The organism is Streptococcus mitis (assembly GCF_001579045.1).
GTDB classification, from domain to species: domain Bacteria; phylum Bacillota; class Bacilli; order Lactobacillales; family Streptococcaceae; genus Streptococcus; species Streptococcus mitis_D.
The window spans coordinates 135,972-147,109 of sequence record NZ_KQ970264.1 but is presented as its reverse complement, the minus strand read 5'-3'; the positions used below and the strand labels follow the sequence as shown (position 1 = coordinate 147,109).

At 39.0% G+C, this 11,138-nt stretch carries 14 protein-coding genes and 1 tRNA gene; 11 read left to right on the top strand and 4 right to left on the bottom strand.

Annotation, left to right across the window (positions count from 1 at the left end; all coding sequences use genetic code 11):
- Positions 1–169: 169 nt before the first annotated feature.
- Complete coding sequence (locus SMIDD28_RS09165) at positions 170–1,348, bottom strand: ROK family transcriptional regulator (RefSeq protein ID WP_061425698.1); 1,179 nt, start codon at positions 1,346–1,348, stop codon at positions 170–172.
- Positions 1,349–1,612: 264 nt separating this feature from the next.
- Here SMIDD28_RS09165 and SMIDD28_RS09160 point away from each other — a divergent pair, with 264 nt between their 5' ends.
- From SMIDD28_RS09160 to SMIDD28_RS09145, 4 genes are read left to right on the top strand one after another with little or no spacing between them, the layout of a single operon-like run.
- Entirely contained in the window at positions 1,613–2,509 is an 897-nt protein-coding gene (locus SMIDD28_RS09160; RefSeq protein ID WP_061425697.1) for a DUF7916 family protein, read from the top strand.
- Positions 2,510–2,530: 21 nt separating this feature from the next.
- On the top strand, positions 2,531–2,848 hold the full coding sequence (locus SMIDD28_RS09155) for a PTS sugar transporter subunit IIB (protein ID WP_061371400.1): 318 nt from the start codon (positions 2,531–2,533) through the stop codon (positions 2,846–2,848).
- Between the two features lie 16 nt (positions 2,849–2,864).
- Positions 2,865–3,182, top strand: coding sequence for a PTS lactose/cellobiose transporter subunit IIA (locus SMIDD28_RS09150; RefSeq protein ID WP_061425696.1), 318 nt, complete (start codon positions 2,865–2,867; stop codon positions 3,180–3,182).
- Positions 3,183–3,191: 9 nt separating this feature from the next.
- Entirely contained in the window at positions 3,192–4,547 is a 1,356-nt protein-coding gene (locus SMIDD28_RS09145) for a PTS sugar transporter subunit IIC (protein ID WP_061425695.1), read from the top strand.
- A gap of 205 nt (positions 4,548–4,752) precedes the next feature.
- On the opposite strand, the gene SMIDD28_RS09140 is transcribed toward SMIDD28_RS09145, so the two are convergent.
- Positions 4,753–5,415, bottom strand: coding sequence for a prepilin peptidase (locus tag SMIDD28_RS09140; protein ID WP_061425694.1), 663 nt, complete (start codon positions 5,413–5,415; stop codon positions 4,753–4,755).
- Positions 5,416–5,484: 69 nt separating this feature from the next.
- Between SMIDD28_RS09140 and SMIDD28_RS09135 the strand changes: the two genes are divergently transcribed.
- A complete protein-coding gene (locus SMIDD28_RS09135) occupies positions 5,485–5,940 on the top strand; it encodes a GNAT family N-acetyltransferase (protein ID WP_061425693.1) in 456 nt (151 codons plus the stop codon).
- Between the two features lie 163 nt (positions 5,941–6,103).
- Here SMIDD28_RS09135 and SMIDD28_RS09130 read toward each other — a convergent pair.
- Positions 6,104–6,176, bottom strand: a tRNA-Lys gene (locus tag SMIDD28_RS09130).
- A 264-nt stretch (positions 6,177–6,440) separates the two neighbouring features.
- Complete coding sequence (locus SMIDD28_RS09125; protein WP_061425692.1) at positions 6,441–7,712, bottom strand: replication-associated recombination protein A; 1,272 nt, start codon at positions 7,710–7,712, stop codon at positions 6,441–6,443.
- A 307-nt stretch (positions 7,713–8,019) separates the two neighbouring features.
- Between SMIDD28_RS09125 and SMIDD28_RS09120 the strand changes: the two genes are divergently transcribed.
- The 6 genes from SMIDD28_RS09120 (at position 8,020) to SMIDD28_RS09095 (ending at position 11,137) form a co-directional block, all read left to right on the top strand.
- Positions 8,020–8,244 carry a hypothetical protein gene (locus SMIDD28_RS09120; RefSeq protein ID WP_061425691.1) on the top strand — a complete coding sequence of 75 codons (225 nt, stop codon included), beginning with the start codon at positions 8,020–8,022 and terminating at the stop codon, positions 8,242–8,244.
- On the top strand, positions 8,234–8,482 hold the full coding sequence (locus tag SMIDD28_RS09115; RefSeq protein ID WP_196756375.1) for a hypothetical protein: 249 nt from the start codon (positions 8,234–8,236) through the stop codon (positions 8,480–8,482). Before SMIDD28_RS09120 ends, SMIDD28_RS09115 begins: the two co-directional genes overlap by 11 nt.
- Positions 8,483–8,619: 137 nt before the next feature.
- Positions 8,620–8,799, top strand: a complete 180-nt coding sequence (locus SMIDD28_RS09110) for a type II toxin-antitoxin system HicA family toxin (protein WP_061425690.1) — start codon at positions 8,620–8,622, stop codon at positions 8,797–8,799.
- Between the two features lie 36 nt (positions 8,800–8,835).
- Entirely contained in the window at positions 8,836–9,288 is a 453-nt protein-coding gene (locus SMIDD28_RS09105; protein ID WP_061425689.1) for a type II toxin-antitoxin system HicB family antitoxin, read from the top strand.
- Between the two features lie 292 nt (positions 9,289–9,580).
- Complete coding sequence (locus SMIDD28_RS09100; protein WP_061425688.1) at positions 9,581–10,051, top strand: DUF3013 family protein; 471 nt, start codon at positions 9,581–9,583, stop codon at positions 10,049–10,051.
- 18 nt (positions 10,052–10,069) lie between these two features.
- Positions 10,070–11,137, top strand: coding sequence for a M50 family metallopeptidase (locus SMIDD28_RS09095; RefSeq protein WP_061425687.1), 1,068 nt, complete (start codon positions 10,070–10,072; stop codon positions 11,135–11,137).
- Position 11,138 lies beyond the last annotated feature (1 nt).

Here is an 11,138-nt window from a genome sequence, read left to right as displayed (position 1 = left end):
AAAAACTCAATTTTAGGAGAAAATGAAGTAAATCTTCTCACAATAAAACGCATATTATCAAGGATTTCGCTTGATAATATGCGTTTTTCTACTTTTAAATACTTTTTACGATCCTGACTTTTGTAGGATAAAAGTGGGAATACTACCCTATGTTTAAAAGAATTGCCTGTTACAAATGTAAAATAGTATGATACAGGCAAAGTCCAATGGCTGAGCGAGCTGCTGTAAAGTCATTGTAGGGTGCCACAATCACTTCAGGGAGACGGTTGTAGGGAAGTTTAGGAGTGTAGTTCAATTCCTTGTAGAGTTTTTGAATAATGGTGTCATTTGCTAGTAAGGGACTATGAAGGTAGATTTTTTGAGAGTCAATCATCATACTGATATTTAAAATCGTTTGACTAAGATAGAGCAAAGCTTGGTCGATAAGCGTGATGATTCCAGTATCTCCCAATTGATAGGCATTTAAAATAGTCTGGATATCAATCTCATTAGGATCTTTTACTAGGCTAGGAAGTATGGAATGAGGAGATACTTGGTACAGAATTTTTGCTTTTTTAATTAGCCAAGCTTCTCCAGCAAATGTCTGTAAGCATCCTTTACGACCACAGCCACAATTTTCTCCCTCAGAAGAAACAACCGTATGCCCAATCTCTCCAATCATGAGATTGCCTTTTCCGTAAATTTTTCCATTGTAGATATAGGAACAGTGCATGCCTCTAGCAAAGTGGAAGTAGGCAAAGTTAGGGTCAGTCTGTGAACGGCTGAAGAGTCGTTTTCCAATAGCCATACAGTTTACATTGTTTGAAAAAAATACAGGAAGGTCAACCTGTGACTGAAGAAGATTCAGATTAATGTTTTGCCATAATGGATTATTTGTAGTGATTTTATAATCATCTAGGTAGCGTCCAGGTAGGGCAATACCAATTGCTTCGATAAAGTAATCGCTACATTTTTCTATAAATGTCTTAAGTGACTGAATGATGAGGTCAGTTCCCTCCTCTTGAATTAGCTCTTTTGTAACCAGTTGTTTATCTTCTTTAAAGATGTTTCCTAGATTGTCACCAAGAGAAAACGTAAAGTGTTTCTCAGATAGTTCACAACCGATGTAGTAAAATCGTTTAGCTTGAATATCTAGCAGGATTTTTTTTCGTCCGACGCTGGTATCATGCTCATCTTCACCAAGTTCAAGGAGGATGTTTTCTTTTATGAGATCGTTGGTGATGCTACTTGTAGTTGCTGGAGTGATACCAGTTTTAGTCGCAATATCAATTCGCGAGATAGGTCCCCTTGTATAAATGGTATCTAATATCTTAGCTCTTAATTGTAATTGTTTTTTAGATAAAATCATCTGTACTCTCTTTCTGGTAATAGATTCTATCCTAATTATATATTGTTAATAAAAAATAATCAAATATTTTGAAAAATACTTGACAATGCTTCTAGATAGTTGTAGAATATAAATAACAAAAGATAATTAAAACGTAATGATATTTCCTGATACAGAGATAATTGATAACTTTTAGTAATGAAAGGAGTCGAGTATCAGGAAATGCTACGACAAGTTCAAGACGATGTAGCCGTAAAAAACGTTTAAAGCATTGGAGGTTTGAAGATGAAACGTTTAATTAGTGCCAATCCGTCTGAGATATTAGAGATGGATGCCAAAGAGCTAAAACAAAGTATTTTAGCAAGCGAAGGACGAGTGGTTTTATCTGAGAATGTAGTCACTCGTGAGACATTTGTTGGGGATATCACTAATTCTGAAATTGCTAGAGCTTTTGGAGCTGATATGATTCTGTTGAATTGCTTCGATGTTTTTTATCCTAAAATTTATGCTTTAGATCGAACAGGAGATCAAGTGATTGAACGCTTGCATGAATTGGTCGGTTGCCCTATCGGGGTAAACTTGGAACCTGTAGATCATTCAGCTAAGATGTTAGAGCAAATGCAAGAAATTGCTGCGGGTCGTATTGCCAGTGTTGAAACGTTCAAGCGAATAGAGGAGTTGGGATTTGACTTTGTCTGTTTGACTGGAAATCCCGGAACAGGAGTCAGCAATCGAGAAATTATCAAGGCTGTTCAAACTGCTAAGGAAAACTTTTCTGGTTTGATTATTGCGGGTAAGATGCACGGGGCAGGGGTGAATGAACCTGTGGCAGAGCTTTCTGTGGCAGAGCAATTGTTGGAAGCAGGTGCGGATGTGATACTTGTTCCAGCAGTTGGAACTATTCCAGCTTTTCATGACCAAGAATTACGTGAAGTTGTTGATCTCGTTCATAGTAGGGGTGGTCTTGTATTGAGTGCTATTGGTACCAGCCAAGAAACATCTGATACAGATACAATCAAAGAAATTGCCCTTAGAAATAAAATTTGTGGAGTCGATATTCAACATATCGGTGATGCAGGATATGGAGGTTTGGCAACGATTGATAATATTTATGCTTTGAGTAAGGCTATTAGAGGCGTGAGACATACGGTATCCCGTTTGGCTCGATCAGTAAATCGTTAGTAAAAATATAAAGGAGAAAAAATGGCTAAGTCAACAATTATGTTAGCCTGCGCAGCAGGTATGAGCACTAGCTTACTAGTGACCAAGATGCAAAATGCAGCAACTGAGAGAGGATTGGATGTAGAAATCTTTGCAGTTCCAGCTCCAGAAGTTGAAGAAATTATCGAAACAAAAGAAGTAGATGTACTACTTTTAGGACCACAGGTTCGATACCTACTAGGAGATTTTCAAGAAAGGCTAAAAGAAAAGAATATTCCCGTTTCAGTTATTCCGATGACAGATTATGGAATGATGAACGGAGCTAAGGTGTTGGATCTAGCTGAAAGCTTATTGCCATAAGATTGGAGGTTTCAGTATGGATGAGAGTAACTTAGAATCTGTTATGGGATTGATTATGTACGGTGGAGAAGCCAAAAGCAACGCAATGGAGGCTATTCGAGCAGCAAAATCAAGTGATTTTGATCTTGCTAGTCAAAAATTAGCAGATGCTCACAGAGCTTTACTACAGGCACATAAAACCCAGACCGAAATGTTGACAAAAGAGGCAAATGGAGAGAGTGCTCCGTTGAGTCTATTGATGGTACATGCGCAAGACCACTTGATGACCAGCATTACTTTTGTAGATTTAGCAAAAGAAGTGGTTGAAGTGTATGAAAAATTTGAAAATCTTTAGGAGTTTGCTATGAATAAAGCTTTAGATAAAATGCAAGAAAAACTTTCTCCAATTGCAATGAAAGTGGGGAATCAACGGTTTTTAGTTGCTTTACGTGATTCGTTTGTTGGTACGATGCCTGTCATTATGACAGGTTCAGTTGCTCTGTTATTGAATGCCTTTCTAGTAGATTTGCCACAACAATTCCACCTAGAAGGGATTACAAAAGCTTTCCAATGGTTAGTAGATATCAATAACTTGGTCTTTAAGGGAAGTATTCCAATTGTTTCCCTCTTGTTCATCTACTGTCTCGGTGTCAATATTGCTAAGATTTATAAGGTTGATACGGTTTCAGCAGGTCTTGTTTCCCTAGCATCATTTGTCGTTTCTATTGGTGGTAAAGTAACTCAAAGTTTTCCTTTAACAAATGTCGGTGATGTAAAATTAGATCAGATTATCCAAGGGATTGATAACCTAAAATTTGATGGTCAAAATCTCTTGGTAACTGTTGGAAATGTTCTCCCTGGGAACCATGTGAATGCCAGAGGCTACTTTACAGCTATGATCATTGGATTTCTAGCTTCTATCATCTTCTGTAAAGTGATGAACAAGAATTGGGTAATCAAATTGCCTGACTCAGTTCCACCAGCAATTGCTAAACCTTTTATTTCAATTATTCCTGGTTTTATGGCCATGTATGTAGTTGCCATTTTAACGTATCTCTTCCACCTATTAAGCAATGATTTGTTGATTGACTGGATTTATAAAGTATTGCAAACTCCTTTACTTGGTTTGTCTCAAAGCTTCTTTGCAGTTGTTCTAATGATCTTCTTGAATAAACTATTCTGGTTCTTTGGACTACACGGTGGTAATGTTCTTGCCCCAATCATGGAAGGCCTCTTTGGTGTCGCTATGTTGGCCAACTTGGATGCTTTTCAAAAAGGTGAAGCTATTCCTTATATTTGGACAAGTGGTTCATTTGGTGCCTTTGTATGGTTTGAAGGTTTGGGGCTCGTTATAGCTATTCTTCTCTTCTCAAGAAACAATCATTACCGTGAAGTTGCAAAACTTGGTTTGGCACCTGTTATGTTTAACATTGGTGAACCAGTCAACTATGGTTTACCAGTAGTTTTGAATCCATTGCTCTTTATCCCATTCGTAATTAGCCCAATTCTCATGGGTACAGTTGCTTACTGGGCAACAAATCTAGGTCTTGTTGCTCCAGTTACACAAAATGTAACTTGGGTTATGCCTCCAGTCTTGTATGGTTTCTTCTCTACAGCTTTTGATTGGCGTTCTATCATAGTATCAGTTATTTGTTTGTTGATTAGTATTGTTTCTTATTTCCCATTTGTTAGAATGGCAGATAAGACTGAATTGCAATAATTCTTGCAAATGACAGATTCGATAGATTCTCACTTTGCGATAGCGTGATTATTGATAATAAAGGAAAGCACAGTAAGAAATGTCATCTTGCTGTGCTTTTAAATCAGGTTGAGTATCAATGATATTGAAAGACTAGTTCATAATATGACTCGAAAATGATTAGAGTCTATTTTGACTAATGAAAGTGGGGGAAAAGTTTCTTGATTTACCTCATAAGCAGTAGCTTACCAAAAATAATCCCACAAGCAGCGAGTAAGAGGAAAGGTACAAAAGGAAGTCTTTCCTTTTTCTTTTGTAGGAGAAAGGCTAGAATCCCCGTCGCAGAAGCAAACTGAATCAAGATGAGTAATTCGGTTACGCTAAAGATAAGAGCACAAGAAGCCAGAAAGAGGAAATCCCCTGCGCCCATGTGGATATCGATAAAATGAGCCAAAATTCCAAGAGCAAGGAAGAAGACCATGACTAGATTCCAGCCAGAGGAAGCCATGAGGATTAGGTGGAAAGTCATCCAGACCAGTAAGGGATATTCCTGATGGCGAAAGTCGTAGATGCCCAAGGTCAAACCCGCAGTGATTAGGATGACTTGTCCCAAGGAGAGCCATCCCCAAGAGTAAATCAGAAAGATGAGACCTAAGCCTAGTTCCAAAAGGGCATACCAGACTGGATAAGGAGCCTTGCAGTAGCGACAGCGAAAGCGATTGAGCACCTGCGAGAAAATCGGAATCAAATCTAAGGGGCGCAAGGGAGTCTGACAGGAATCGCAGTGACTAGCAGGTCGGATAATGGATTGCTCTGGAAAACGGTCAATGACCAAACCAAGAAAGGAAGCGAGAATGCTCCCGACAAGAAAAAAATAAAAATCAATCATACTTATCTATTCGTAAAAAATAGGAGAAGTAGTATAATGGAGAAACATAGATAAGATGGGGAGGCAAAGATGATAATTCGTTTTGAAGAAAAGGTGAGCACTGAAAACGCTCAGCTCGTATGCCAATGGTCCAACTCCCTTGGCAAATCCTTTCAAGAACAATGGATGGGAACAATGATCCCTTTTCCCTTGACAATTCAAGTTTTGCAAGATTTGGAAGGAATCTTTTCAATCTTTGAAGGAGAAGAGTTTGTGGGGCTTATCCAGAAAATCAGGCTAGAAGACAGCAATCTTCATATTGGAAGATTTTTTATCAACCCCCAGAAACAGGGGCAGGGCTTAGGTAGCCAGGTTTTAAGGAAATTTGTTAGTTTGGCCTTTGAAAGTGGAGACATAGACAGTATTTCTCTAAATGTCTTCGAGGCAAATCAAGTAGCCAAGCACCTTTACCAAAAAGAAGGATTTGAAATCGTTCAAACCATTGAAGCACCTGTACGAAAATATATCATGAAAAAGGGGAGATAGGAAGGAACAAAGTCTTGTAAATTTTTAAGCCAAGCGGTTGATTTTTTTATGTAGTGAAGATTCTTTTGCACTAAAATAGTTGCTTTACTATCCATTGGTTGACCAAAAGTAGAACAGATACGAAAAAAAGCCTTTACTCAAGACTTTTCCTGTTGTATTTAGATGCCCCCTACAGGGATCGAACCTGTGACCCACGGATTAAGAGTCCGCTGCTCTGCCAGCTGAGCTAAGGAGGCAAAGAAAAAAGCTGTATTGGTGCCGAAACTTCACGGTTTGTATTGAACCCGCGCAATTAAGCAGGTGGGCAACTCGCTCTAACTGAAGCTGTTTCCGTGTGAGACGGCCTACATGCTGTTAGAAGACTTTTGTTTCCCTAATAATACAAAAAATAGTCGGTCAACACTTAAGTGTGAAGTCGTACACCACAGCGTTTCTATGTTTATATGATACCACTTTTTCAAAAAAAATCAAGAGGAAAGTGCAATTTTTTGAAAAGGATTTCAGATTTTTCGCAAACGGTCGATAGCTTCCTTTCTTTGAGCCAAAGCCCGTTCATATTTACCAGTATCTTCTGCTTGGAAATAGTGATGATTACGAATTTTTTCTGGCAGATAGTCTTGCTTGACCCAATTTCCAGGATAGTTGTGTGGATAGAGATAGTTTTGGGCATTCCCCAGTTCCTTACTTCCATTGTAGTGCCCATCACGCAGGTGTCGCGGAATAGGCAAGTGCCCTGATGTTTTGAGGTCGGCAAGAGCCTTGTCCATAGCTACATAGGCTGAGTTGGATTTTGGAGAAAGGGCCAAATCAATCACGACATTGGCAATGAGAATGCGGGCTTCTGGGAACCCAATCCTCTGGGCAGCATCCAGAGCAGTCACGGTGTGAATCTGGGCTTCAGGATTGGCTAAGCCGATATCTTCATAGGCGATAACAGTCAAGCGACGAGCGAGACTGGGCAAATCACCAGCCTCAATCAAGCGGGCAGCATAGTGGAGACTGGCATCCACATCTGAGCCACGGATAGACTTTTGCAGGGCTGAGAGAACATCATAGTGACCATCTCCATCCTTATCCATAGTGATGTAGCTCCGCTGCAGGCTATTTTCCATGATGTCTAGGGTGATATGGCGAATGCCCTTGTCATTTTCAGGGGTAGAGAGAACTGCCAAATCTAGTGAGTTAAAGGCAGAGCGCAGGTCTCCGTTTGTAGAGGTTGCGATGAAATCCAGCGCATCCTCATCTAGTTCTACTGGAAAATCAAAACCACGCTCAGGGTTACTTAGAGCTATCTGAAGAGCCTCTTTGACGTCTTGGTTAGACAGAGGTTCCAACTCAAAAATTTGAACACGACTGCGAATGGCAGGAGTGACAGAAAAGAAAGGATTTTCGGTCGTAGCCCCAATCATGATGACCAGACCACTTTCCAAGAGAGGCAAGAGGAAGTCTTGTTTGGTCTTATCCAGTCGATGAATCTCGTCTAGCAATAGGACGAGACCACCAGAGAATTTAGCCTCTTCCGCAATTTCTTGCAGTCGCTTTTTACTATCAACTGTCGCATTGAAAGTTCGAAAGGCATACTTGGTCGTCCCTGCGATGGCAGAGGCAATACTGGTCTTGCCGATTCCCGGAGGGCCATAGAGAATCATGGAGGACAGGCGGTTGGCTTCTACCATGCGGCGGATGATTTTTCCAGTTCCGACCAGATGTTCCTGACCGATGACCTGGTCGATAGTTTTAGGGCGCATACGAAGCGCGAGATTGTCTGGCATAGCAGTCCTTTCTAACATGGATTTTAGTTTCATATTTTTTGAGTAGAATGACTCATCTAATATATCTTACTATGTCCATTCTAGCCTATTAGTTGTGATATTTCAATGGTTTTGTAATATTCAGGGTGTGAGATAGAATCTTTTTGACTATTTAATTTAATGAGGAGGGGCATCAGCATGAGAGAATGGATTTCTCTTAAAGCTCAAAATATGATAGTTGAGCCTAAAGAAGTGGAATTACTGATTTGAGAAATAATATTGCTAAATGTTATTGCATGAACTATAATGAAAAGAGAGGTGATAAGAAATGGAAATGATGGAATTACCAAGTCAGGAAGTTTTGATTTTTACAAAGCAAATTCGACATTGGATTCTTAGTGATCAAGTTATCTCAGGAAAAAGACAATTTTTCTTCCAGGAAGATACTCCAAAAGAGATTTTAGATTTGTACGAAAACATTAAACCTAAACTTGATTTTGCTTACCAAGAAGTTCATTCTAATAATTATGAATTAGAAAAATATGAAAAATAGAATAATTGATGTTTTTAAAGTAGTAAATTGCCTCCTTGTAATAACTGTTGAAAATCCTGATTTCGAAGACTTGAGAGTTAATCAATTTGTAAAAATTGGAGATAAAAAGTATAGAGTACGCAGTGTTCCTATGATTCATTCAACTCCGCCTCAGTCTGTCTTAAATCGAGATACTTTTACAATTGACTATACAGATGATGAATGGCTCGATAAAGAAGCAGTTTTTACTACTAATTAGAAAAATAGGTATGAATAAATTAGAAGCTCTTAGAACTGAATCTAGGATCTTTGATGGTATAAGAGAATAATAAGTATTACTCCTTTACAATACGTGTAGCACGTGTTATAATGGTGTTGTCAGGAGGTAAAAGCGCTATGCCTATGACACAAAAAGAGATGGTTAAACTCCTTACGGCTCATGGTTGGATAAAGACCAAAGGCGGTAAAGGCTCCCATATTAAAATGGCGAAGCAAGGGGAAAGACCTATCACAATCCCTCATGGTGAGCTGAATAAGTACACTGAAAGAGGGATAAGAAAGCAAGCTGGGTTGTAAAATTCAGCCCCTGCTTTTTGATATGGAGGTAGTGAGATGTTAGTTACGTATCCAGCTTTATTTTATTATGACGATACAGACGGAGCAGAAGCGACTTATTTTGTCCATTTCCCAGATTTTGAATACTCAGCTACACAAGGCGCGGGGATTTCTGAAGCTTTTGCTATGGGTTCGGAGTGGTTAGGAATTACTGTCGCAGATTTAATAGAGAGTGATGGAGATTTGCCCCAGCCATCAGATATCAATAGCTTGTCTTTAATTGATAATGATCCTTTTAAAGATGATGAAGATTTCGTGTCAACCTATGACCTTGATAAATCTTTTATTTCTATGGTATCTGTTGATGTATCAGAATACCTAGGAAGTCAGGAACCAATTAAAAAGACCTTGACCATACCAAGATGGGCAGATAAGTTGGGACGAGAAATGGGACTTAACTTTTCTCAGACTTTGACAGACGCTATTGCAGATAAGAAAATACAAGCATAAGATTAAGTGTGACATCGTGGGAATAGTCAATAAAAAAAGCACTCCTAATTGTGCTGGTTACTTGTCTATTGTTCCTATAGATTTGCTAGCCCTTTCTAGGGCTTTTTGTGTTGACTTTTTGGAAAAAATAAGGAAATCAACCGTTTAAGAAAATCACTGATACCAAGGGACTAAATGAGGTAATATGGTATAATTAGGACATAAAATAATTTTGTGGTAAGATGGTAGTATCTATTTTAGCATATTTCCGAGCAATCGGGGCGATTAAAGAGTCGCATAGAAAGAGGACAAAATGGCAACATACGGATTTTTAGATGTTTTAGAGGAAGAGTTGGAGAAGAACTTTCCCTTTGACTTTGAGATTAGTTGGGACAAGCGTAACCACGCGGTTGAAGTGAGTTTTCTATTGGAAGCGCAAAACGCTGCAGGTGTGGAGATGGTGGATGAAGACGGAGAGGTTTCGTCAGATGATATTCTCTTTGAAGAAGCGGTGCTTTTTTACAATCCTGCCAAGTCAACAGTCAATGAAGAAGATTATCTGACTGTCATCCCTTACTTGCCTAAAAAAGGATTTTCTCGTGAGTTTTTATCTTATTTTGCCCTTTTCCTCAAAGATACTGCCGAGGTTGGGCTAGATGCTCTCATGGACTTTTTGGAAGACCCAGAAGCAGAAGAATTCGTCATGGAATGGAACCAAGCAGTCTTTGAAGAAGGAAAAGTTGGCTTGGAAGAGGGAGAGTTTTACCCTTATCCGAGATACTAGGAGTTGGATGGAGATTTTATGAAGAAAATTGGGATTTATTTGGTTTATGTGCTAGCTGTTGTCTTTATTATGCTGGCTTGTGCTTGTGGAACAATCGCATTTGCAGAGTTGGGGTATTCTGCAGTTTTAGTCTTTACTTTTGGTTATGCCTTCGCTCTTCTAAGTATGTATTTAATCTTGATTCTTCATGAGCTGGGACATGCTTTTTGTGGCTACTTGACAGGCTATCGGCTGGTGGCTTTTGGGTTAGGACATTTTATTTTGACCAAAAAGTCAGGCAGGTTTCATCTTAGTAGAACAGCCATTCTGAAAAGTGTTGGTGCTCAATACATTGGTTTAAAAGAGGATGAAAGCGATCAAAGAATCATCCTGATGCTTTCAGGAGGCTTGATGGTTCATCTCAGCTTGATATTATTGGCGATAGTGTTTGGTTTTTTGACAAGAAGCTGGTATTTTGCAGGCACTTGGATTTTTCTTAATTTGTCTTTCTTCCTAAATAACATTTTGCCAGTCGGCATCACCGATGGAGCAAAAATTCGGGAATTACTACAACACCCTGAAAATACCAAATACGCCTACCTGATGTTGAGGCATTCTGCCCAGACCTTGCTAGCTCCTCAAGAATATGATTTAAAAGACTTTATCATGTCTGTTGATGAGGATGTGAGAGGAAGTTTTGCAGAAAGTGTTCGGACTCTTCAGGGATTGGTATTCATATTGGATGATAATATAGAGCTTGCAAAGCAACAGTTTCAGTCTGTATTAGAGAAAACAGATAATCCAATGTCTAAAACTAGTTCTCAATTATACCTTCTTCAAATTGCTCTGATAGAAGGAGATAATAAGAAAGCGGAAGAATATGCAAGTATTCGAGGGGTCAAATCCTTTTTATCTCTAAAAACAGCAGATATGCAGGTCATTCAAGCTTGGTATCAATTTAAGGTAAAGAAAGATGTAGTTCAAACTCACAAGGCTATGAAGATTGCTAAGCAGAAAATGGATAGTAGTCGAATGTTGAGGGACGAGAAACGCTATTATGAAAACTGGTTAGCCGAGCTGGAAAAGGAATTAACTGAAGGAGTCTAGT